The 22,512-nt window shown below is 59.6% G+C and carries 20 protein-coding genes; 16 read left to right on the top strand and 4 right to left on the bottom strand.

Annotated elements, in window-relative coordinates; all coding sequences use genetic code 11:
* The first annotated feature begins 2 nt into the window (after positions 1-2).
* From NKH57_RS13855 to nifA (NKH57_RS13815), 9 genes are all read left to right on the top strand, one after another.
* On the top strand, positions 3-323 hold the full coding sequence (locus NKH57_RS13855; RefSeq protein ID WP_023766895.1) for a HesB/IscA family protein: 321 nt from the start codon (positions 3-5) through the stop codon (positions 321-323).
* 436 nt (positions 324-759) lie between these two features.
* Positions 760-1,926, top strand: coding sequence for a cysteine desulfurase NifS (gene nifS / locus NKH57_RS13850; protein WP_352944826.1), 1,167 nt, complete (start codon positions 760-762; stop codon positions 1,924-1,926).
* 25 nt (positions 1,927-1,951) lie between these two features.
* Positions 1,952-3,160 (top strand): homocitrate synthase, encoded by a 1,209-nt coding sequence (nifV, locus tag NKH57_RS13845; RefSeq protein WP_352944824.1) that lies wholly within the window; start codon positions 1,952-1,954, stop codon positions 3,158-3,160.
* Positions 3,157-3,537: a nitrogenase stabilizing/protective protein NifW gene (gene nifW / locus NKH57_RS13840; protein WP_352944822.1), complete on the top strand. Its 381-nt coding sequence runs from the start codon at positions 3,157-3,159 to the stop codon at positions 3,535-3,537. The genes nifV and nifW overlap by 4 nt, the downstream gene beginning before the upstream one ends.
* 188 nt (positions 3,538-3,725) lie before the next feature.
* The gene (locus NKH57_RS13835) at positions 3,726-4,577 is read left to right on the top strand and encodes an electron transfer flavoprotein subunit beta/FixA family protein (protein ID WP_352944820.1); all 852 of its coding nucleotides are present in this window, start codon (positions 3,726-3,728) and stop codon (positions 4,575-4,577) included.
* 17 nt (positions 4,578-4,594) lie between these two features.
* Positions 4,595-5,704 (top strand): electron transfer flavoprotein subunit alpha/FixB family protein, encoded by a 1,110-nt coding sequence (locus NKH57_RS13830; RefSeq protein ID WP_352944818.1) that lies wholly within the window; start codon positions 4,595-4,597, stop codon positions 5,702-5,704.
* 9 nt (positions 5,705-5,713) lie between these two features.
* Entirely contained in the window at positions 5,714-7,021 is a 1,308-nt protein-coding gene (locus NKH57_RS13825) for an FAD-binding protein (RefSeq protein WP_352944816.1), read from the top strand.
* Positions 7,022-7,032: 11 nt separating this feature from the next.
* Positions 7,033-7,332, top strand: coding sequence for a ferredoxin family protein (locus tag NKH57_RS13820; RefSeq protein ID WP_023678245.1), 300 nt, complete (start codon positions 7,033-7,035; stop codon positions 7,330-7,332).
* A gap of 179 nt (positions 7,333-7,511) precedes the next feature.
* Positions 7,512-9,275, top strand: coding sequence for a nif-specific transcriptional activator NifA (gene nifA, locus NKH57_RS13815; RefSeq protein ID WP_502907287.1), 1,764 nt, complete (start codon positions 7,512-7,514; stop codon positions 9,273-9,275).
* A gap of 217 nt (positions 9,276-9,492) precedes the next feature.
* On the opposite strand, the gene NKH57_RS13810 is transcribed toward nifA (NKH57_RS13815), so the two are convergent.
* Entirely contained in the window at positions 9,493-9,666 is a 174-nt protein-coding gene (locus NKH57_RS13810; RefSeq protein ID WP_352944894.1) for a hypothetical protein, read from the bottom strand.
* On the opposite strand from NKH57_RS13810, the gene nifB reads away from it, so the two are divergent.
* The 7 genes from nifB to NKH57_RS13775 all read left to right on the top strand — a co-directional run bounded on the left by nifB (position 9,581) and on the right by NKH57_RS13775 (position 16,617).
* Positions 9,581-10,993 carry a nitrogenase cofactor biosynthesis protein NifB gene (gene nifB, locus NKH57_RS13805; RefSeq protein WP_352944814.1) on the top strand — a complete coding sequence of 471 codons (1,413 nt, stop codon included), beginning with the start codon at positions 9,581-9,583 and terminating at the stop codon, positions 10,991-10,993. The two genes, NKH57_RS13810 and nifB, sit on opposite strands and share 86 nt — an antisense overlap.
* A gap of 31 nt (positions 10,994-11,024) precedes the next feature.
* Positions 11,025-11,219 carry a 4Fe-4S dicluster domain-containing protein gene (locus NKH57_RS13800; RefSeq protein WP_023672218.1) on the top strand — a complete coding sequence of 65 codons (195 nt, stop codon included), beginning with the start codon at positions 11,025-11,027 and terminating at the stop codon, positions 11,217-11,219.
* Positions 11,220-11,315: 96 nt separating this feature from the next.
* A complete protein-coding gene (locus tag NKH57_RS13795) occupies positions 11,316-11,636 on the top strand; it encodes a nitrogen fixation protein NifZ (RefSeq protein ID WP_023784680.1) in 321 nt (106 codons plus the stop codon).
* Entirely contained in the window at positions 11,633-11,845 is a 213-nt protein-coding gene (gene nifT, locus NKH57_RS13790; protein WP_023678250.1) for a putative nitrogen fixation protein NifT, read from the top strand. Before NKH57_RS13795 ends, nifT begins: the two co-directional genes overlap by 4 nt.
* Before the next feature lie 33 nt (positions 11,846-11,878).
* On the top strand, positions 11,879-12,772 hold the full coding sequence (locus NKH57_RS13785) for an SIR2 family NAD-dependent protein deacylase (protein WP_352944812.1): 894 nt from the start codon (positions 11,879-11,881) through the stop codon (positions 12,770-12,772).
* A gap of 85 nt (positions 12,773-12,857) precedes the next feature.
* Positions 12,858-14,702 (top strand): ABC transporter ATP-binding protein, encoded by a 1,845-nt coding sequence (locus tag NKH57_RS13780; protein WP_352944810.1) that lies wholly within the window; start codon positions 12,858-12,860, stop codon positions 14,700-14,702.
* A 22-nt stretch (positions 14,703-14,724) separates the two neighbouring features.
* Positions 14,725-16,617 carry an ABC transporter ATP-binding protein gene (locus NKH57_RS13775; RefSeq protein WP_352944808.1) on the top strand — a complete coding sequence of 631 codons (1,893 nt, stop codon included), beginning with the start codon at positions 14,725-14,727 and terminating at the stop codon, positions 16,615-16,617.
* Between the two features lie 450 nt (positions 16,618-17,067).
* On the opposite strand, the gene NKH57_RS13770 is transcribed toward NKH57_RS13775, so the two are convergent.
* From NKH57_RS13770 to nifA (NKH57_RS13760), 3 genes are all read right to left on the bottom strand, one after another.
* Entirely contained in the window at positions 17,068-18,108 is a 1,041-nt protein-coding gene (locus tag NKH57_RS13770) for an LLM class flavin-dependent oxidoreductase (RefSeq protein ID WP_352944806.1), read from the bottom strand.
* 89 nt (positions 18,109-18,197) lie between these two features.
* On the bottom strand, positions 18,198-19,337 hold the full coding sequence (gene hisC / locus NKH57_RS13765) for a histidinol-phosphate transaminase (RefSeq protein ID WP_352944804.1): 1,140 nt from the start codon (positions 19,335-19,337) through the stop codon (positions 18,198-18,200).
* 220 nt (positions 19,338-19,557) lie between these two features.
* A complete protein-coding gene (gene nifA / locus NKH57_RS13760; protein ID WP_352732122.1) occupies positions 19,558-21,324 on the bottom strand; it encodes a nif-specific transcriptional activator NifA in 1,767 nt (588 codons plus the stop codon).
* Positions 21,325-22,512: the final 1,188 nt, after the last annotated feature.

Genomic DNA, 22,512 nt, shown 5'->3' with positions numbered 1-22,512 from the left:
CCATGATTACGCTCACCGACAACGCTGTTGCCGCCTTCAAGACTGCTCTTTCCCGCGCCAGCGAGCCGGCGGAAGGTTTTCGCATCATGGTCGAGGCCGGCGGCTGCGCCGGCTTCAAATACTTAATGGGCCTGGAGAGCGTGTCGCGCGAGGGCGACGCGATCACTGGCACAAATGGGATCAAGCTGTTCGTGGACGCGGGCTCCCAACCACATGTCGCCGGCATGACCGTTGACTTCCTCACCGGGCTCGAATCTTCCGGCTTTGTCTTCGATAACCCCAATGCGCGCGAGAAGTGCGGCTGCGGCAAGTCCTTCAGTTAAACGCCCGAAGCGCCTATGCGGCCGTCGGACTCATTTTGCGGCAGAGGAGACTTATATGGCCGGCACGACAGATGTCCCCGTCCTAAAGAACAAGGAAAACGGATCTCGGGACCGCCATTCGCTTCCGGTAGGGTGCAAAGAACGCCGCCTCCCGAAACAGCTCGGGTCCTGGTGTCACCCGAGCTGCTTGCGGACAAATCGCGCTGCTGTGCCAAATTCGGCTCATCGATAACGTTATCGCGTTCGGGCGTCCTTACCTGCGGGCTGACGGCGGCCACTGCGAACATGTCCATCTCGACGGAGATCCGGTCTGCGTCAAACACTCCGGGCGTCTGCGCGGGCTGCCAGTTCAGGCCCATTATCATTAACGGCATGCGCCAGAGGCTCAACGAGTCGGTCCGCGCCGCGTCATTCTGGTCAACTGAGGATCGCACCTATGAAGCCTGTCTACCTCGACAACAACGCAACCACACGGGTCGATCCTGCGGTCCTGCAAGCGATGTTGCCGTTCTTTAGGGATCAATTCGCCAACCCTTCGTCGGCGCACGCTCTTGGCGCCTCAGTCAGTGCGGCGGTGAGAAAGGCGCGGAGGCAGTTGCAAGCGCTGATCGGCGCGGAGTTCGACGATGAGATCACCTTCACCTCGGGTGGGACAGAAAGCGACAATGCAGCGCTTCTTTCAGCGCTCGAGGCGGCGCCCAACCGAACCGAGATCGTTACGTCCGCAGTCGAGCATCCCGCCGTGCTGACGCTTTGCGCGCATCTTGAGAAGACCCGCCGCGTCAAGGTGCACAGGATCCCGGTGGATTGCCGTGGCCGGCTCGACCTCGACGCCTATATGGCCGCCCTCACCCCACAGGTGGCAATCGTTTCCATAATGTGGGCGAACAACGAGACTGGTGTGATCTTCCCCGTGGCCAGGCTTGCCGAGTTGGCCAAGGAAGTGGGCGCCCTATTCCATACCGATGCTGTGCAGGCGGTCGGCAAGCTTCCGATGGACCTGAAGTCGACCTCAATCGACATGCTGTCGCTCTCCGGCCACAAGCTGCACGGGCCGAAAGGGATCGGTGCGCTTTTCGTAAAACGTGGCGTGAACTTCCAATCGCTGATCAAGGGGGGCCACCAAGAACACAACCGGCGTGCCGGCACCGAGAATACGCCCGGCATAGCCGGGCTCGGGACGGCGGCCGAACTCGCCTTGAAATTCATGGACGACGAGACCACACGGGTAAAGTCGCTCCGCGATCGTCTGGAGGGCGGGATCCTCCAGCGCATCCCAAGCACCTGTGTCACTGGTGATCCCCTGCAACGGTTGCCCAACACCGCAAACATCTCCTTCGAACATGTCGACAGTGATGGAATTCCACTTCTCCTCAGCCGCATTGGCATCGCGTGTTCCTCTGGCTCGGCCTGCACCTCCGGCTCTCTGGAACCAAGCCATGTCCTAAGCGCGATGAAAACGCCGCACGCGGCAGTCCGCTTCTCCTTGGCGCGGGACAACAGCGAAGAGGATATCGACCGGGTGCTCGAGGTCATGCCGGCAATCGTGGGGAAGCTGCGCAGCTTTTTCGGTTCTGGGCCGGGTAATCCGGTCTATGCGTGAGCGGCAGAAGAACAGGCTACCGGTCATGACCCGTCATGTCTCTCTCAACGATACGACCTTGCGCGATGGCGAGCAGGCGCCGGGCGTCGCCTTTACCACGACGGAAAAGCTGGATATCGCTGAGTCTCTTGCCGCGGCCGGCGTGACAGAGATCGAGATCGGCACGCCGGTCATGGGCGTCCACGAGATCGAAACAATTCGCGCCGTGGTCGCGCGGCGTCTTCCGGTTCGGCTCATGGCCTGGTGCCGGATGACGTCGTTGGATCTCGATGCAGCGATCGAGAGCGGGGTCCAAGCGGTCAATTTGTCGCTGCCTGCGTCGGACATCCAACTTGCCGCCAAGCTCGGCCTCGACAAGGCGGGAGCGCTCCAGGTCATCGATCATATGGTCAGGCGCGCCGCCGCCGCCGGCTTCTTCGTCGCGGTGGGCTGCGAGGATGCCTCGCGGGCCAATCGGGATCATCTCGCCCGCGTCATCGAGACGGCCGCACGCGCCGGCGCAAGCCGCGTCAGGCTAGCCGACACAGTCGGTGTTCTCGACCCGTTTTCGACCTTCGAACTTGTCGCCCAGCTCGTGGTGCAGTCTCCAATCGACCTTGAATTTCATGCTCACAACGATCTTGGACTTGCTGGCGCCAACACGCTGGCGGCGATCCGCGCAGGCGCGCGCCATGCCTCCGTCACCGTCCTGGGGCTCGGCGAGCGTGCGGGCAATGCCGCGCTGGAAGAGGTGGCCGCCGCGATGGCGGTCTTCGGCGGCGCGGATACCGGCATCGAGCTGACCGCATTGCCCAGCCTCGCCGCCCAGGTGGCTTGGGCCGCCCGCCGGCAGACCGCGGCCACTAAGCCGGTCGTCGGCGCCGATGTTTTCACCCACGAATCCGGCATTCACGTCGCAGGGCTGCTGAAGGACTCGCGTACTTATCAGGGGCTTGATCCGGCTCTCGTGGGCCGCTGCCGGCGGATCGTCATCGGCAAGCATTCCGGCGCCACTGCGATTGCCCATGTGCTGAGCGAAAGCGGTCGCGATCTCGATCCGGATCTGGCAGCCGCGATGGTAGCCCGCGTTCGGCGCGAGGCGGCCGAGGCCAAATTGACGGTCACTGCAACTCAACTGGTCGAGCTCTACGATGGAATGTGCAGCGAGGCATCCCTCTTCGAGCTGTGCGGGTCCAGGTCAGCCGTGCGCGCGCGCGCAGAGGCCACAGTTTTGCGACCAGGGAGAATGCAATGAATTGTTCCGCTGACAGCCGCCCCATCGATGTCACCGACATCCTCGCACGACTAAAGCGCTTGTCGGCTGCAGAGGAGTTCTTCTCAGTCCTTGGCGTCGCCTATGACCCGAAGGTGCTGAACGTCTCGCGGCTCCATATCATGAAGCGTGTGGGCCAATACCTTGCCGAAGAAGATTTCTCCGGTCTGCCCGACCAGGTGATTGCCGCGAGGGTGCGCGCGACGCTCGAACGCGCTTACGAGGACTTTGCGATTTCCTCGCCGCTCACGCATCGGGTCTTCAAGGTGCTCAAGGACCACGATCCGAACAAACCTGCCGCGCCGGGTCACACCTTTGTCCCGTTCGACTCGGTACTGAAGCGGTTCGGACGGGAATGAGCGGCGACAAGGGTTGCGACGCGACAATGTCGAGCAGCCGACAAATCCGGTCATCACCACAGCGCCGTCAGAAGCAACCAGCCGAAGTTGTAGGAAAGGGGGCAGCGCAAGAGACTTGGCACGAATTATGCGGGTCAAGGAGATAACCGCAATGCCCGCACCCGGACAGGAGCCTAGAGAAACCGCCAATGCACATCGTAATCTGCATCAAACAGGTGCCGGACTCGGCACAGATAAGGGTCCATCCGGTGACGAACACAATCATGCGCCAGGGTGTTCCGACCATCATCAACCCTTACGACCTGTTCGCCCTCGAAGAAGCGCTCAGACTGCGCGATGCCTATGGTGGCGAAGTCACTGTGCTCAGCATGGGTCCGCCCATGGCAGAGGACGCGCTGCGCAAGGCGCTCGGCTACGGCGCCGACCGAGCGGTGCTCTTGACCGACCGCTATTTTGCCGGCTCCGACACGCTGGCGACCTCGTTCGCCCTTTCCCAGGCAATCGCGAAGGTCGGCGAGACGTTTGGCACGCCAGACCTCGTCTTCACCGGCAAGCAGACGATCGATGGCGACACCGCCCAGGTCGGGCCCGGCATCGCCAAGCGCCTCGGACTCCTGCAGCTGACCTATGTCGCGAAGATCCCCTCTATTGACCTTGCTGCACGCGAGATCAAGGTCGAGCGCCGCTCCGAAGGCGGCACACAGATGCTGAAGAGCAGGCTGCCTTGCCTCATCACCATGCTGGAAGGCACAAACGAGATCCGCCGGGGCTCGATCCACGACGCCTTGTGCGCCGCGCGCAGCCAGGTCTTGAAATGGAGTGCGGCCGACGCCGGCATTGAGGATCTCACCAAATGCGGCCTGCGCGGCTCACCGACCGTCGTCAAGCGTGTTTTCGCCCCTCCTGCTCGAGCTGAAAAGGCGGCACTAATCGACACCGCCGAGATGGCCTTGCGCGATGTCGCTGACGAACTCATCACCGCAATCTTCACCCGCCAGCCGGCGCTGGAACATGAGCTCGCCTTCAACGGCGGCGCGTGACGGCAAGGAGCAAAACGATGTCGACCGCGAACCGAGAAACCCCTCGCCCTGCCGCCGGCCGCGCCGGCATAAAGAAGGAGCTGCCCGCCCATTTCAAGGACTACCGGCACGTTTGGGTTTTCATCGAGCTCGAACGCGGCCAGGTCCATCCGGTATCATTCGAACTGCTCGGCGAAGGCCGCAAATTAGCAGACAAGCTTGAGGTCCAGCTTGCAGGCGTCGTGCTCGGACCGCCGGGAGAGGCCGTCGGGAACGCCGTTGCCGAAGCATTCGCTTATGGTGCTGACCTTGTCTACATCGCCGAGGCGCCCCTGCTCGCCGACTATCGGAACGAGCCTTTCACCAAGGCGATGACGGATCTGGTCGATACCCACAAACCCGAAATCCTTCTTCTCGGTGCCACCACACTCGGCAGGGATCTTGCCGGCTCCGTGGCGACGACCTTGCAGACAGGGCTCACGGCCGACTGCACCGAACTCGATGTCGATACCGACGGTTCGCTCGCCGCCACGCGTCCGACTTTCGGCGGTTCCTTGTTGTGCACGATCTATACGCTCAATTTCCGCCCGCAGATGGCGACAGTGCGGCCAAGGGTCATGCCCATGCCGCAGCGGACCGATAAACCGGTCGGGCGTGTCATCCGGCACAAGCTCTCGCTTGCCGAGGATGAGATCGCTACCAAAGTCCTCGGCTTCCTGCCGGACAATCAGTCGGCAAAGGCAAACCTTGCCTATGCCGACGTCGTGGTTGCGGGAGGCCTTGGTCTTGGCGCGGCGGAGAACCTGCAGCTTGTGAAGAACCTCGCGCGAGCAATCGGCGCCGAGCACGGCTGTTCGCGCCCGTTGGTCCAGAAGAGCTGGATGCCAGCTGATCGGCAGATCGGCCAAACTGGCAAGACCATCCGGCCGAAGCTTTACATAGCGGCCGGAATTTCCGGCGCCGTCCAGCATCGGGTTGGCGTCGAGGGGGCGGATCTCATCGTGGCCATCAACACCGACCCGAACGCGCCGATTTTCGATTTCGCTCACCTCGGAATCGTCACCGACGCGATCCGCTTCCTGCCGGCACTGACGGAAGCCTTCACCCGGCGGCTGTCGCCCCACAGTCGCGATAAGCTTGCGAGCTAAGGGACGGACATGATCGAGGAAAACTTCGACGCCATTGTTGTTGGGGCAGGCATGTCCGGAAACGCAGCTGCTTACACCATGGCCAGCCATGGCCTAAAGGTGCTGCAGTTGGAGCGCGGTGAATATCCGGGCTCCAAGAATGTCCAAGGTGCCATCATGTACGCGAACATGCTGGAGAAGATCATCCCGGATTTCAGGGACGATGCGCCTCTCGAGCGGCATTTGGTTGAACAGCGGCTTTGGGTGATGGACGACACATCCCATACCGGGATTCACTATCGGTCGGACGACTTCAATGAGGCCAAGCCCAACCGATACACAATCATCCGTGCCCAGTTCGACAAATGGTTTTCGCGTAAGGTGCGCGAGGCCGGCGCGACGGTTCTGTGCGAGACGACCGTGACGGAGCTCATCCGTGACGCCAAGGACAGGGTGGTCGGCGTCCGCACAGATCGGGCCGGCGGAGCCATCTACGCGGACGTGGTCGTTCTCGCAGAAGGTGTCTGCGGACTGCTTGGCACGCGAGCCGGCCTGCGCCAGATGCCGAAGCCACAAACCGTGGCGCTCGCCGTCAAGGAAATGCATTTCCTGCCCGAAGAGATCATTGAGCAGCGGTTCGGTCTCAAGGGCGATGAAGGCTGCGTGATCGAAGCAGTGGGCACGACCTCCCGCAGCATGGCTGGGCTTGGCTTCCTCTACACCAACAAGGAGTCGATCTCACTGGGTATTGGCTGCCTCGTCTCCGATTTCGCCGCGATGGTCGAGAGCCCTTACGTCCTCCTTGATACCTTAAAGAGCCATCCTTCGATCCGGCCGCTGATCGCCGGCTCGGAAGTGAAAGAATATTCCGCGCATCTCATTCCCGAAGGCGGCTACAAGGCTATTCCGCAGCTGTTTGGCGACGGTTGGGTCGTGGTCGGCGATGCCGCGCAACTGAACAACGCCATTCACCGCGAGGGTTCGAACCTCGCCATGACCTCCGGCCGCATCGCGGCTGAGGTAATCATCGAGGTCAACAGCCGCAACGCTCCTATGACCAAGCGAAATCTCGCTCTTTACAAAGCCATGCTGGACAAGTCCTTCGTGGTCAAGGACCTAAAGAAATACAAAGATATGCCGGCCTTGCTCCACACCAATTCCTGCAATTACTTCACAACTTATCCGCGGTTGATGTCGCAAGCCGCGCAGAACTTCATGCGTGTCGACGGCACGCCGAAGATCGAGAAGGAAAAGGCGACCACGGCGGCCTTCATCAAGGCGCGCTCGCGTTGGGGGCTGGTCAGCGACGCGGTCCGCCTTGCATTGGCGTGGCGCTGAAGGGAGACGAAATGACGATCGCAGTGACAAAGTCACGTGTCGAGGACAAGCTTTACCAGAACCGCTACTTGGTGGATTCCGGCCGCCCGCATATCAAAGTGCGACCGCACGAGAGGCCAAGCGCGAACTTGCTCGCGCTTACCCACGTCTGCCCGGCGAAATGTTATGAGTTGAACGACAAAGGTCAAGTGGAGATCACTGCTGACGGCTGCATGGAGTGCGGCACCTGCCGGATTTTGTGTGAGACCAGTGGCGAGATCGAGTGGAACTATCCACGCGGCGGTTTCGGAGTCCTCTTCAAATTCGGATGACCGACGCACGCACGTATTAAGAGGGTTGATCTTGATACAGTTTAGGTCTCGCCCAACGCCAAGTCTATTTTCTTTGCTTCGATCGTCGCTTTGACGAAGAGAAGCTCGTGAATACTGTGCTTTCAGAATTCAGATAAAAAAGGAGGAGCACTCTGGACGACAACCCCTGAGGTGTTTCCATGACCCACGGACCGCAAGATCGGGTCGACGAGGTTGGACCTCGGGAGACCCGCCCTGAACCGCCCATCAAAAGCATGCCCCAATCAGATATCGCGCTCAGAGGACTCTACGAGATATTGAAGGTGCTGACCGCCCCCAGCGAGCTGGAGATTACGCTCGCCAATGTCGTGAACGTCCTGCCTTCATTTCTGCAGATGCGTCACGGGGCAATCGTCGTCCTGGACGCTGAAGGAGAGCTGGAGATTGCCGCGACTGCCGGCAATACCCACGTACGTCAATCAGGCACTCGCCGCGTCATACCACAGGCCGTAACAGATCAAATCGTCGCTACGGGGACGCCGCTCTTCATACCGGACGTGCGCAAGTCCCAACTATTTCAGGCTGACCTTCAAACGTCTTCGAGCATCGGAACCATCCCAATTGCCTTTATCGGTATCCCGCTAAAGGCTGATCATGATATCCTTGGGACATTGTCGATCGACCGCGCCGGAGACGGCGCCACCGACTTTCGCGACGACGAGGACATTTGTTTCCTGACGATGGTCGCCAACCTTGTCGGCCGGACCATCCGCCTCCATCGCGCCCTGAGTACAGATCGTCAGCGGTGTGGCCATGAGCAATCGGGACCGGAGAAATCGCCCAACGAGGGGAGGACCTACGACCCTGCCCGGCATGCGGATGCCAAAATCGACGGGATCATCGGGGAAAGCCCCGCACTCAAGCAGGTGCTCGAAACCGTCTCGGTCGTAGCAGGGACCAATTCCACCGTGCTTCTGCGGGGTGAAAGCGGCACCGGCAAGGAATTCTTTGCGCAGGCCATCCATAAGCTCTCACGTCGGAGGAAGAAGTCTTTCGTCAAATTGAACTGCGCCGCACTGTCTGAAAGCGTTCTGGAGTCAGAACTGTTTGGGCATGAAAAGGGGGCTTTCACGGGTGCTATCTCCCAGCGCGCCGGTCGTTTTGAATTGGCAAATGAGGGAACGCTGCTACTTGATGAAATCGGCGAGATTTCGCCGGCCTTTCAAGCCAAGCTGTTGCGTGTCTTGCAGGAAGGCGAGTTGGAGCGAGTCGGCGGCACCAAAACGCTACAGGTCGACGTGCGCCTCATATGCGCCACCAACAAGGACCTCGAGACGGCCGTCATAAAAGGGGAGTTCAGGGCCGACCTTTATTACCGCATCAATGTCGTGCCAATTATCCTACCGCCGCTCAGAGAGCGACCCGGCGATATTCCACGCCTTGCGAACGCCTTCCTCAACCGGTTCAACAAGGAGAACGATCGCGCACTAGCCTTCGCGGCGCCGGCGCTTGACCTGATCTCGCAATGTTACTTCCCTGGTAACGTCCGCGAGCTGGAGAACTGCGTCCAAAGGACGGCCACACTTGCGCGCTCAAGGACGATCACTCCATCCGATTTCGCCTGTAAGAAGGGCCAGTGCCTTTCCTGGCTCCTCTGGAAGCGAGCCGACCGCTCGAATGGCGGCAATGCCATCGACGATCTCGCACGGGTCAACGCAGTGCCGGTCGGATTGCGGCTGCCGGCCAGTTGCATCGGTGCCTCCGCAGGCAAGATATCTCCCCTTACGGCCGGCGATCCGAACGATCCCACTTGTCCCCCGCGTCTGGCGGAACGCGACCGGGTGATCGACGCGATGGACAAGGCCGGTTGGGTTCAGGCCAGGGCGGCTCGTATCCTCGGCCTCACGCCGCGGCAAGTCGGCTACGCCCTGCGCCGGCATGGTATCGTGGTGACGAAATTCTAGACGTCGTGATGACGTCAAGCGTAAGCAGCCCGGAGTGGTCTCGCTCACACTCTGGGCGCCCGAGGCTGCTAGCCTCGCGACCCTATTTCCTTGTCCACTGTCGTAAGCCCGACAAAGGTGTGTCGGAGCAATCCGAAGGAATCTGACACAACAAGCCTATTCGTGAACCGAAACAGCTCTTTGAGCTGGCATAGCTCTTGCGCTTTGAACTGCGACATCACGCAGCAACGGAGCCGTTCATGTCTGCACCGGCAATTTCGCTTGAGAGCCTCAGCACGACATTCGGTGACCAGTTGCTTGGCACCATGAAACCCGGTGGCTGCGCGTCTTCGTCCTGCGGCTCGTCGACAAAGCCCGACGACACGGATCCGGCTGTCTGGGAGAAGATCAAGGATCACCCCTGCTTTTCAGAAGAGGCGCATCACTATTTCGCGCGCATGCACGTCGCGGTCGCGCCGGGCTGCAACATCCAGTGCAACTACTGCAATCGCAAATATGACTGCGCCAACGAAAGCCGGCCTGGGGTGGCCTCTGAAAAGCTGACGCCCGACCAGGCGCTACGCAAGGTGATCGCGGTCGCCAGCGAGGTGCCGCAGCTTTCCGTGCTCGGCATCGCCGGACCGGGCGATGCCTGTTACGACTGGAAGAAGACGAAGGCGACCTTCGCCAGGGTCGCCAGGGAAATCCCAGACATCAAGTTTTGCATCTCCACGAATGGGCTCGCGCTACCGGACCATGTCGATGAGCTTGCCGACATGAATGTCGATCACGTGACGATCACCATCAACATGGTCGACCCTGAGGTCGGTGCAAAGATCTATCCTTGGATCTTTTACGACCATCGCCGCTACGTCGGCATCGAAGCCGCCCGGATGCTGCACGAGCGGCAGATGTTGGGCCTGGAGATGCTGACCGCGCGCGGCATCCTCACCAAAATCAATTCGGTGATGATTCCTGGCGTGAACGATGAGCATCTGATCGAGGTGAATAGATGCGTCAAGGAGCGAGGCGCGTTCCTGCACAACCTCATGCCGCTGATTTCGGACCCGGCGCACGGCACGCACTACGGACTGAGTGGGCAGCGCGGCCCAAACGCAAAGGAGCTGAAGGCTCTTCAGGATCGTCTCGAAGGCGGCGCCCAGTTGATGCGCCATTGCCGGCAGTGCCGGGCAGATGCCGTCGGCCTGCTTGGCGAGGATCGTGGCCAGGAATTCACGGCCGACCGGATTCCCGGCGAGGTCACGTACGATGCCAGCAAGCGTAAGGCCTATCGGGAGCTGGTCGCGCAGGAGCGCCGTGATCACGTGGCGGCCAGAAGTGAAGCGATCGGATTGGTCAAGGCAGCGAGGCCCAGCAAATCCGTCCTCTTCGCGGTGGCGACCAAGGGCGGCGGCCGCGTCAACGAACATTTCGGCCATGCGAAGGAATTCCAGGTTTATCAAGCCTCGCCGAGGGGGATCAGCTTTGTCGGGCATCGGAAGGTGGAGAAGTATTGCCTCGGCGGCTTGGGCAAGGAAGCCGCGCTCGATGGCATCATCGCAGCCCTTCAAGGCATAGATATCGTGCTGTGCGCCAGGATTGGAACTTGCCCGCAGGATCAGCTCGCGGAGGCTGGAATCCAAGCGACCGATGCTTTTGCCCATGACTATATCGAGACGGCAATCAGCGCGATTTACACCGCCACGTCAGGGGCCCCCGCACTCGCGGCGACGGCCTGAGCTGTCTCATCCATTCGGACCAGGAGTTAAAATGGCTTTCAAGATCATCGCATCCCAATGCACCCAATGCGGCGCCTGCGAATTCGAATGTCCTTCCGGCGCGATCAAGTTCAAAGGCGAGAGCTACGTGATCGAGTCACAGAAGTGCACCGAATGCGAGGGGGTCTTCGATGCGCAGCAATGTGCCTCGGTATGTCCGGTGCCGAAGACCTGCGTTCCTGCGTGACCACATGGGCTGCCGACATGGTTGGGGCTGCCTACGCAGGACGCCAGGAACGCCTTGTTCACAATCTGCAGCCCCAAGAGAAATCAGGGAACGGACATGTCGCTCAGACGCGAAGAGGAGATCGAAATCCGCAGGCCGCCACGATTCATGCCGGGAGAGCGGGTACGTGCTACTCGCCACATAAAGAATGACGGCACCTATCCTGGCAGGGAGATCGGCGAAAATCTCGTGCGGAAGGGCGATGAGGGATATGTGCGTGACATCGGCACCTTTCTCCAGCAGTTCTTCATCTATGCGGTCGAGTGGATCGACCGTGGCACCGTCGTCGGCATGCGAGCGCGTGAACTGATGAGCCTCGACAAAGCCGAGGCGTTCTGCAGTGCTGAAAGCAATTCCAATGAAGGGACGGCCAGATGAAAGTCATGATCCGCAGGACCGATGCTGGCTTGTCGGCGTATGTCCCCAAAAAAGACCTCGAAGAGCCGATCATCAAGCTCGAGAAGGAAGAGTTGTGGGGCGGAACGGTCACGCTCAGGAACGGGTGGCGGCTCCTCCTACCCGATCTTCCACGGGATACGCGTCTGCCGATCACTGTCGAGGCAAGGAAGGTTTCCGAAGAGGACTGATGCTGCCCCTAGGTGCGTCGCGAGGAAACGAGCATGAACACGATCCTGACATCGGACCACCTCGTCATCGTGCGGGACAGTTTTGCCGATAAGCTGCTTGACTTGGCGAAGGAAGCGCTCGCCGCCGATGAGGTGATCCCCTATCTCGGTCCGGGTCTTCTTGGGTTGAACTGTGCGGAACCGCCTGTGCCGCATACTCCGGAGGTCGTTGCCGCGGCACTCAATGCACGGGCGCCCGCCCCTTCCAGGATCCGCACCAATATGTGGTCGGTTGCGCAATTCATCGAACAGCGCCGGCATCGCCGGACGCTTCAAGCTTGGATGACCGACATATTCGCAGCGCCGGTGAGCCCAACCCTCCTCCACGCCTGGCTCGCAAGGCTGCCGCTCTCCCTCATCATCGACAGCTGGTATGACAGCGCGATGCGCACCGCTCTCGTGGAGACCGGCCGAACGGACGTCGTTGAGATACAAGGCGTTACGCGGGCGAACGAAATCCGCAACATTTGGACAAAAACCTACGATTTGTCCGGGAGGGAGCTCGATGCTCGATCGGGGGCAAAGACGGTCCTCTATGCACCTCACGGGAGTAGTAGGCCCTCGCAAAACTTTCTCGTCGCAGATTCCGACTATGTCGAAGTCCTGACCGAAATTGATATCCAGACACCGATCCCAGACGTGGTGAAGGAACGGCGGATCACCCGTGGATTTTTCTTCCTTGGCTGCCGCTTCAACGATCAGATGCTGCGCACCTACGCCAGACAGATCATGAAGCGCTCCCGCGGTCCCCATTGCACTGTAATGGACGCGGAAACCCTGACCAGAAACGAAGCGCGTTTCCTTGCGGCAAGCGGAATAACGGTGATCGACATGCCAGTAGGTGAAGCGGCGGCTCGGCTTCTGGGAACGGGCACGGCTGCAGGTTGAGGACGGGATTAACAATGGCGGTCGCCTTTGATGATGCGTCCTTCGGCTTTCCACGAAGACGCAAAATGCAGTCGGGAATACACCCGTGAACAGTGATGCTGTCGGCAGCGCAACGAACGCTCTGAATTCGTTGACTCATGTTGAAGCGGCGCGCTGGGGCCGGGATTTGAGTACGCTGTTGCGCATAACGCGTATGAATTTTCGGCATCCCTGGCAGGTCGCCTTCGCTATGGGCTCGACGATCATGGCGGCAATCCTCCAGTTGCTCATTCCCCAGCTTCTCGGCCGGGCTGTCGACCAGGCCCAGACAGCCATCGGGGGCGGTGTCGCCGGGAGCGCGGCAGGACAAGCGCTCTGGACCCCGGCTCTCCTGCTGCTCGCCGTCAGCGCGCTACGCGGCCTTTTCACGATGGCGCAGAACTATTTTGCCGAAGCCGTCGGGCATCATGTCGCGTACGAACTGCGGCTCGCCTACTACGACAAGATCCAGCGTCTCAGCTTTTCCTTTCACGACCGGGTCCATTCAGGCGATCTGATCACCATCGGAATGCTCGATCTCCAAGGCGTACGGATGTATTTTTCCACCGCGCTCGTTCGCGTGGTCCTGCTCACCATGCTGATCGGGATCGGCGCCTACATGATGATCTCGACCGATCCCATGCTCGGCCTGGTCGCGCTGAGCTTCGTGCCTTTTGTCGCCTGGCGCTCATCGACCACACAGCTTAGGCTGCGCGCCACCTGGCTCGACCTCTATGAGCGCCTTTCGGTACTAAGCCGCGTGATGAAGGAAAATCTCGCAGGCATCCGCGTGGTCCGCGCTTTTGCGGCTCAATCCTATGAGATGCTGAAGTTCGACCGCGCTTCCAAGAACGCGCTCGGCCTCGCCAACGATCTCGTTGACATCTACGTACCCAGCACGTCGGCGATGACCTTGTCCTTCTTTTTCGCAATGGGATTGGTGCTTTGGATCGGTGGCAACAAGCTCGTCGCTGGCGAGATCAGCGTCGGAACCATGGCGACCTTCCTGACCTTCATGACCATCCTGCAAATGCCAGTCCGCCAGATCGGCCTCATGGTCAATGCCTTTGCCCGCGCTTCCAGCTGCGGTTCGCGGCTTTTCGGTCTCCTCGATCAGGAGATCACGATCAGGGATGCTCTCGAGGCCAGACCGCTTGAGATAAGCGACGGCACTCTGCGCTTCCACAATGTCTCATTTGCGTACCCCAATGTCGAAAACCGCGCCATTCTGAAGAACCTCAGCTTTGAGGCCCGGAGAGGCGAGACGATCGCGATCGTCGGTCCGCAGGGTTCCGGCAAATCGACGATGGCTCATCTGATCCCCCGCTTTTACGACGTGACCGGTGGCGCCATCACGTTGGACGGCCAGGACATACGCAATGTCACCCTCGAGAGCCTTCGCAAGGCGGTTGCCGTTGTACAGCAGGATGCGTTCCTGTTCACCACCACGATTGAGAACAACATCGCTTATGGCGACCCCTGGGCGAAGAGACAGCGAATTGAACGCGCTGGCGAATTCGCCCAGCTCCACAACTACATCCTCGGGCTCCCAGCAGGGTATGAGACGGTCGTGGGCGAACGCGGCGTCTCTCTCTCTGGCGGCCAGCGCCAGCGTCTCACGATTGCTCGCACCATGATGCTGCGCCCCTCTGTCGTCGTTTTCGACGACTCGATGGCCGCGATCGATGCCGGCACCGAGCAGCGCATTCGCGCGGCGACGCGGCGCTTCGCCAAGGATCGGGTGACGATCATCATCGCGCACCGGCTGAGTGCGCTTATGCATGCCGATCAGATCCTTTTTGTCGATAACGGCGAAATCGTAGAACGCGGCACGCATGAAGAGCTTCTGGCGAAGCGGGGACGCTACAGGGCCCTTTACGATCTCCAGACGCGCCCAGGTGATAGCATATGACCCAGTATGGGGGCGCCCGCTGATGGACCAGGGCCCCGGCGAACTCGAAGCCGAACGTGACGACGGCAGACGCCCTCCGCGCGCGGTCGTCGGCTCGCACCGGATCGAGGAGGAGATGTTCGGCCGGGCTTTCGACAAGAGCATCCTCCGCCGGATCTGGGGCTTCGTCCATCCCTATCGGGCAAAGGTAGTTGTCACGATTGTCGCGATGTTGATCTTCACCGGGACGCAGCTTCTCATCCCCTTGATCATCCGCTACGCGATCGACAACGGCATGAACCCGGCAGGGAGCGATCGCTCAGCCCAGCTTGCGGCCGTCCGCGCGTTCCTTTCGGCGATTTTGGTCAATTTCGCCGCCGGTTACATGCAGGAAACCTTGGATGGGAAAATTGCCGAAGCTGTCCTGTTCGACATCCGCCGCGCCATGTTTGGCCATCTGCAAAAGGTTTCGCTCTCTTTCATGGACAAGACTGAGGTCGGACGCCTGATGTCGCGCCTGCAAGGCGACGTTAACTCCATACAGGAGTTCCTGGAAACCTCGGTATATTCCCTAGGCGATGTTGCACTTCTCTTCGGCATCGTTTTCGTAATGCTGTGGCTCGACTTTCGCCTCGGCCTCCTGACGCTGTCGGTTCTGCCGATCCTGGTGATCGTCCGCATTGTCTGGCTGCCGCGTGCCCGCGACGCCTTCATGGCTGCACACGAAACCAATTCCGTCGTCAATGGCGCGCTGGCCGAAGCCATTCACGGCGTGCGGACCATACAGTCGATGGATCGCCAGCAGGTGAATTTCATTCTTTTCGACGACCGGGCCCATGCCAACCTCAGGACCCAACTGATCGCTGCCAGATATGCACTGGTCATGGTGCCTATCGTCGATGGCCTCACGGGCCTCGCCTTGGCCGCCGTTATTGTGGTCGGCGGCTCGATGGTCGTGAATAGCCGTATAGATGTGGGCGTGTTGGTAGCCTACCTGTTTTACATCCAGCGCTTCTTTGACCCGATCCGCTCACTCACCCTGCAATATTCGATCATGCAGCGCGCCATGGCCTCAGGCAAGCGCCTGACCGATGTGCTCGATGTCAAGATCGATGTTCAGGACAAACCCAATGCCGAGGTACTTTCGCCCGAAATGGACGGCTCGGTCGAGTTTAGGGACGTCACCTTCGGCTACGATCCGAACCGTTCGGTTCTGAAAAATGTCTCCTTCAGGGTCAATCCCGGCGAGACGGTCGCGCTGGTCGGACCGAGCGGTTCTGGCAAATCGAGTGCGATGGCCCTGGTCCATCGCTTCTATGATGTTCAGCAGGGTCAGGTGCTGGTCGGCGGGCATGATGTGCGCGACCTCACCCAGGAATCGCTCGGCCGCCAGGTCGCCATGGTGCTGCAGGAGCCATTCCTGTTCACCGGGACGGTCTTCGAGAACATTCGATACCAGAAGACGGAAGCCACGCGCGACAAGGTGATCGAGGCGGCGAAGGCGGTCGGCGCGCATGACTTCGTCATGAGCCTCGCCGACGGGTATGAGACCCAACTTGGCGAACGCGGCGACAACTTATCTCTCGGCCAGCGCCAGCTTATCAGTTTCGCCCGCGCCCTCGTCGCTGACGCCAAGATCCTCGTGCTCGACGAAGCGACCGCCAACATCGACAGCTACACGGAATTGCAGATTCAGAAGGCTCTGATTAAGCTGCTTGAAGGGCGGACTGGCCTCGTCATCGCCCACCGTCTCGCCACGATCCGGGGGGCCGACCGCATCATCGTGCTTCAGAATGGCCAAGTTGTTGCGACTGGCAACCACGATGAGCTAATAGCTATGGGCGGCCTGTATTCCAAACTCTACTATCTCAACTACGCCTCCTTCGACGACATTCCCGAACACGAGACCACCGTCCAAGCTGGCTCCCAGACCTGAGTTTTTGGCGGCCTTGTGGTAGTGGCGTTGACTTTCGGGCGTGTCGGCGGACCACTCAGGCCACCGCAGACGGCCAGCAGGCAGCATTCAAGGACAAGCACTCCTCGCAGTTCGTGAAGACCGGCTGCGAACGATTTCCTCCAGCATCGTATCCCGACCGCGGTGCACCCCCATCATCGGGCGAGCTCGCTCCCGTTGGTGGCTGGGCGCAGCAAAGCCGCTCGCGAGCGCGACGAGCAGACGCGTGCCTGCATCGTGACGCGCTCGGCCATCATCTCCTTAGGATCGTGCAGGTTCACACGATGGCCCAGACGCCAGCCAACGCACAAACCTGGTATTCTGTGCCGCCGGCTCGTCGTCAGTTTGGCCTCCCTCCCGATTGCCCGTCCCCATCACGTGCACGCTCGAGCACGTGGATGTGAGGGAGCGCTGTGACCGCGAATTTCATGGTCAGCCAAGTCGAGCCATGATTTCGGATTGAATGGTCGTCGCGGTGTACAGGGAAGCATCTAGCGGCAGATTTCCAAATGCCAGTTGACAAAGCAGGTAGTTGGCACCTGCCACTTCCAACTGACCTAACAGAGCTTTTCGCACAGATTCTGCTGATCCTACCACGCACAATTCACTCTCGACTGCCGCATCGAAGGTCAGCGGCAGGTTTGGTGGAGTGGGGATAGCGTTAAGCTCGTAAAGGAATTGGAAGCTCTTGAGCCAGCGTTCGTAAGCAGGTGCCGCGAGCGAATAGGCATGTGTGTCACAACGCCCAACCACGACCATGCGGAGCAATCCGATAAATTGCGCCTGATCCCCCGCGCCAGCGTTGTCCTCTCGATAGGCGCGGAACGCATCAGTAGTTTTGCGAACAGAAGAGGAAGGTCCTACACACGCGATATTTGTTCCATTCGCAGCCGCCCAAGCTGCGGACTCGGGTCGATTGGCAGCGACCCATGTCGGCGGATGTGGACGCTGATGAGGTCTTAGCGTCAAAGGAACGTCATTGAGATCAAAATGGCGGCCTTGATAGCATAGCGTGCCGACCTTCATCGGATTAACAAGTATTTCCATGAGGATTTCGCTGGCTTCGGCATAACGGCCCGGCACCGCGTCCGCACCAATCCCGAAGTAGCCCAATTCGATCGGGAGAGCACCGCGCCCTATGCCCAGTTCGAGCCTGCCACCGCTCAACTGGTCCAGCATACAGATCTCTTCGAACGCACGCAGCGGATGATAAAGCGCAAGCAGCATCACCAAGGGTCCGAGACGCAAGCGCCGGGTGCGCTGGGCGACGCTCGATAAGAACAGATTCGGCGATGGACCTCTCCCATGGGGAGTACAATGGTGTTCTGCGAGATGATAGGCATAGAACCCTAGCTGATCGCACGCCTCTGCTAACATCAGGCGATCTTCGTATTGCCGACCGATGTCGCGGCCATCCTCGTCCAGATGATCGAAGATGCCGAACGATAAGTTTGAAGGAAAGACGTTTGTCACTCGATAAGTCCCCGATTTTAAAAGCAGGCTGTTCTCTTGCTGGGATGACCAAGCAAGTCGGAAGAGATGTGTGTGATCGCCGATTAGCGTCAGCGTAACGAAGAAGCAGAGCCTGACGCTTCCCTGCCCTTGGAGCTTGGCACCGTTAAGCTTCCAGCAATGTCGCCAGCGGCAGCAAGAAATGCATCCATCTGCTCTTTTGTGCCGATGCTGACGCGGATGCAGTGTTCCAAGCCTTTGTCCGGAAAAAACGCGACAAGTATCTTTTGCCTTTCCAATGCTGCTTGCCACCATGAGCCGTCCTGTCCCGCGGGCACACGGGCCAGCAAGAAATTTGCGCGGGAGGGCGTTACGGAAAATCCGAGTTGCGACAGCGCGACTGTCACTCGCTCTCGTTCATCCTTGATGTGCTTGTGGTTCTCTGCGTAGGCGCCGCGATGCGCAAGCACGCTGATACCAACGGCATGCCCGATGACGTTCATGTTGAAGACGTTCTGGATGTTTCGCAGCCTGCCAATAATTTCAGGGTGACCGAAACCGAAACCGACGCGAATGCCGGCGGCGGCATAGCTTTTCGAGAATGACCTCAAGATCAGAACGTTCGGATACCGGTTGATGAGGCGCAGGCCATGATCGGGTGCAAAGTCGACGTAGGCTTCATCAAGGACAACCAAGCGGTCCGATTGTGCTACGAGGCGTTCGATATCGCTTATCGGGAGGAATGTTCCGGTCGGATTGTTTGGATTGGCCAACATAATGAACTTGGCGTCTTTTGCCGGACCGGAAAGCAATTGCTCCATTGGCAGGGAATGAGCTTGACATCCGATTTCGAGAAACTCGGCGCCCTGAATCATGGCAAGTTTGCGGTTGAACGAAAACCCTGGCGACATCATCGCAACCTTGTCGCCAGGCGCGAGGAAAGCTCTGTAGATGAGTCCGAGCAGTTCAGACGACCCGTTGCCTGCGATGACCTGATCCCTGGAAACGCAATAGGTGCTGGACGCCGCTTCCCTCAAGCTGATGTTATCGTCATCCGGATATAGATACTGGCACTTGAGGGCCGCCACTGCACTTTGCATTATGATTGGCGGCAACGGAAACGGGTTCTCATTCGTATTCAGCTTGACAAAATTTCCGTCCGGCGCTGGTCCGTTGGACGGCAGAGCATCTAACTGTCGCGTCACTGGCGGAAGAGCCGAAAGCACAGTTTGCAGTTTTGCATCGGACATATTTTAACTCCGTTTCAGTCACACAGGGGGCATCCGTATGAGCTCGCAACGAGAGCAACATGGCGGACAGGATTGACGATGGAAGCGTTGCCTCTCACACGATGGTCGCAACGCAGACACGGGAATTCGGCCAGGCTGTCCTCGGTGAATTGAGTGGACGCGGACGCGGATCTGCATCGCTGCCAAAAGGCGCTAAGCAGCTCAGCTCATCTCCTCGGTTTCAGATACGCTTGATCTCGACGCCGTATTTCCTTAGCACGTAGCCAATCTGGCGCGGGGTCAGTCCAAGGAGGCGCGCTGCCTTTGCCTGCACCCAGCCACATCTTTCCATGGCAGCAATGACGCGCTCTATGTCGGGGGTCCTCGCACCAATTGGGTGTGTTGCGCCGGCACGCGGGACTGTGGTCGCGGCCGAACAGGCTGCCGCATCCGGCGGCGTGGCCGGATTCACTGACTCCGGCAGGATCGGCGCTGGTTGCAGCGCGGCCTTGCCCGATCTGCACTTCCACAGCGCCTCGGCAAAGCATTGGCCTTGGGAGCAGGCAAAGTCGTTTCTCCCGATTGATAGTCCCTCGGCCAGGATCGCTGTCCGGTGCACGCAATTTTCAAGCTCGCGAATGTTGCCGGGAAACTCACATTTCATCAGCACTTCAATCGCACACGGATCGAAGGTAAGCGTACAGCCGTTCTCGTCGTTGAACTTCTTGAGAAACTCAGCTGCGAGCAGCGGAATATCGCTGCGCCTCTGGCGCAATGCTGGTACCAGCAAGGGAACCACGTTGATGCGGTAGTATAGGTCGGCGCGGAACTCATTCCTTGCAACCGCCTCTTCCAGGTTCCTATTCGTGGCGGCAATCACGCGAACATCGACCTTAATGGTCTGATTGCTGCCGACGCGCTCAAACTCCTGCTCCTGCAGCACGCGCAGTAGCTTTGCCTGGAACGAGGCCGAGATCTCGCCAATCTCATCCAGAAACAACGTCCCCTTGTCAGCGAGCTCAAAGCGCCCCTTGCGGGAATTGAATGCGCTTGTGAAGGCACCCTTCTCATGACCGAACAATTCGGATTCCAGGACTGTCTCTGGGAGCGCTGCACAATTGAGTTTAACGAAGGGCCGCTTGGCGCGCGGCGACAACTCGTGAATTGCCTTGGCAGCCAGCTCCTTCCCGGTACCGGACTCGCCTCGCAACAGAACCGTGGTTTTTGCCTTGGCTACGATCGCGATCTTCTCCAGCAGCGCGCTTATCGCCGGACTGTCACCAATCATCCCCTCGACATGAACTTTTTTGCGCCGGGGTGCAGGGTGCTTAACATCTGAAAATTTCGTTTGCAGCCGATCTTCCAACTCCGGCGGTCGCTCGCGGTCCCCCGCGGAGAAGCGGTGCAACTTGACTGTCTGTCCCACCATGTTGGCAATCATGGTGAGCAGTCGGACATCGTAATCGAGCCGATAGCTTGACCTGCTTTCCAAAGCCCTGTCCATAGTCAGCGCGCCTACGGCGTTCCCATCAACACGAATGGGAACGCCGATGAAGGACACGGTGTCGGAGGCCCCAAGCACCTCGATGTCAGCGGCAGTGAAGGCCGGATGCATCGCTATGTCCTCAGCGATGAGCGGCGTGTCCGTCGTCACAATCTGATCGATGGCGTTGCGCGGCACGCGCGACCGGGAGGGCTCATTGCTGTTCGTGTCGCAGTCGCTGGCCACGGTGATGTCCAGTCCGGCCTCGGCATCGCAGAGAGTGATGATGCCGTGCCGCATCTGCACTAACGAGTGCAGGAGATCAACGACCTTGGCCAACGTGAGTTCGAGCCGGGCGGGACCGGTGAGTATTTTCGATATTTCAAATATTCCGGTGAGGGCGCGCTCGTGCAATACCCCATTCGCAGGATTCGTCTCGGACGTTGGACAACCTCTTATCGCATCCGGCAGCGATATGCCGCACTCGCTGGCATTTTGTTCTGATTTGCGAATGTTGTGGTGCATGTGATCCTCGATCTCGCGCCATCAAACGTAGGCCGGCGGCATGTGCGCCCGCGACGTCGCGAGCAAGCGCGAAAATACTCCGACGTGAACTCGTGCCGCCGCCGTTTGGTCGAGTGCAAAGCGGATCGAACCCTGAAGCATCGCTTGGCTCTCCCCTCCACGAAGCTTGGCCATGGTCTCGGCTTGCACCAAGGCAACCACACGTTGTTTTCAACAGACTGGAGCGAGGCGGGATAGTCAATCGAGCTTTCTTTCATTCGTGAAAGGAAACCTCGCGGCATATGATAGAATTCATCAATTCTGTTTTTGCCGTTGAACGACGGAAATACTTGCGCCGGCGATGCGGTGCCCGAGCGGCTGACCGCGCCGAGTGTAAAAGCCGGGCCGTGCCATTCACCAGCGCCCGCGAAGGAGGGGCGGAAGTGATAATAACCGCCAACGGCACTGGTCGTTTGCGGTGAAGGCGCGAAGCTGGCGTCGAGTACGGCTTGGTAGGCGGTGCTCGCAATTTCCAGATCGCATCGTCGTGGTCAGCGCCAACGGCGTCAATCTCTACGTCTCGACGTGGCTTTCATGCAGCGGGAGCGCTGCAAAGAGCACAGCCATTCTCGGCTCTGATGCCACCGATGAACCGCGAGCCAGAGGGATCGACCGGCAGCACTCTGTCAGTGAACATCAACGGGTCGTGCTGGACCCTCGTCGTTCCCGCCTTGTGCCAGCGCATTCATTCCATCATGGGTGCCACGGCTAGTCAGGGAAAGCGAAGCTCTCGGCCTCCTCTAGACCAACGGATTTCGTCATGTGGCGCAGGCGTTCCGGCGAGAGGAACTCGCCTGTCACAGCGCTTCCGAACAGGGGTAAGTTAGCCTGTCATCTGGACGGGCTTATGAACAGGCGACCTATTTGGTACGCGCTGGCGCCAGCGATGCGGCCCGGTCCAAAGCCGGCTAAAACGAGGAACCCACCACGCTCTGTGCAGCAAACCGCTAGCCAGAGGGATCGACCGGCAGCACTCTGCCAGAGACATCAAGGGCGTGCCGGACCGCGGCCTATCCCGCTGGTCTGACACCGCATTCCTCCATCATTGGCGAGCCCACGTCAGTTCAGGTCATGCGGATTCATCTGGCATGGGTATTGCGGCGGCGTTGGTGCAGCGTTCGACCGGAGCGCCGCGATAGGGAGAAGTCA

Origin of the sequence: Mesorhizobium sp. M1050 (assembly GCF_040318715.1) — a bacterium.
Classification (GTDB): domain Bacteria; phylum Pseudomonadota; class Alphaproteobacteria; order Rhizobiales; family Rhizobiaceae; genus Mesorhizobium.
Note: the sequence above shows the minus strand (reverse complement) of the source record. Positions and strands in the feature narration are given on the sequence as shown.

Excerpts from the sequence above, each read along its gene's own strand:
- NKH57_RS13830 (WP_352944818.1), top strand. The coding sequence starts at position 4,595 with ATGTCGACCGCGAACCGAGAAACCCCTCGCCCTGCCGCCGGCCGCGCC.
- nifT (WP_023678250.1), top strand. The coding sequence starts at position 11,633 with ATGAAAGTCATGATCCGCAGGACCGATGCTGGCTTGTCGGCGTATGTC.
- nifB (WP_352944814.1), top strand. The coding sequence starts at position 9,581 with ATGAAACCCGGTGGCTGCGCGTCTTCGTCCTGCGGCTCGTCGACAAAG.
- nifW (WP_352944822.1), top strand. The coding sequence starts at position 3,157 with ATGAATTGTTCCGCTGACAGCCGCCCCATCGATGTCACCGACATCCTC.
- NKH57_RS13825 (WP_352944816.1), top strand. The coding sequence starts at position 5,714 with ATGATCGAGGAAAACTTCGACGCCATTGTTGTTGGGGCAGGCATGTCC.
- nifA (WP_352732122.1), bottom strand. The coding sequence starts at position 21,324 with ATGCACCACAACATTCGCAAATCAGAACAAAATGCCAGCGAGTGCGGC.
- nifA (WP_502907287.1), top strand. The coding sequence starts at position 7,512 with ATGACCCACGGACCGCAAGATCGGGTCGACGAGGTTGGACCTCGGGAG.
- NKH57_RS13835 (WP_352944820.1), top strand. The coding sequence starts at position 3,726 with ATGCACATCGTAATCTGCATCAAACAGGTGCCGGACTCGGCACAGATA.
- NKH57_RS13820 (WP_023678245.1), top strand. The coding sequence starts at position 7,033 with ATGACGATCGCAGTGACAAAGTCACGTGTCGAGGACAAGCTTTACCAG.
- NKH57_RS13800 (WP_023672218.1), top strand. The coding sequence starts at position 11,025 with ATGGCTTTCAAGATCATCGCATCCCAATGCACCCAATGCGGCGCCTGC.
- nifV (WP_352944824.1), top strand. The coding sequence starts at position 1,952 with ATGACCCGTCATGTCTCTCTCAACGATACGACCTTGCGCGATGGCGAG.
- NKH57_RS13855 (WP_023766895.1), top strand. The coding sequence starts at position 3 with ATGATTACGCTCACCGACAACGCTGTTGCCGCCTTCAAGACTGCTCTT.
- NKH57_RS13775 (WP_352944808.1), top strand. The coding sequence starts at position 14,725 with ATGGACCAGGGCCCCGGCGAACTCGAAGCCGAACGTGACGACGGCAGA.
- NKH57_RS13785 (WP_352944812.1), top strand. The coding sequence starts at position 11,879 with ATGAACACGATCCTGACATCGGACCACCTCGTCATCGTGCGGGACAGT.
- NKH57_RS13795 (WP_023784680.1), top strand. The coding sequence starts at position 11,316 with ATGTCGCTCAGACGCGAAGAGGAGATCGAAATCCGCAGGCCGCCACGA.
- hisC (WP_352944804.1), bottom strand. The coding sequence starts at position 19,337 with ATGTCCGATGCAAAACTGCAAACTGTGCTTTCGGCTCTTCCGCCAGTG.
- nifS (WP_352944826.1), top strand. The coding sequence starts at position 760 with ATGAAGCCTGTCTACCTCGACAACAACGCAACCACACGGGTCGATCCT.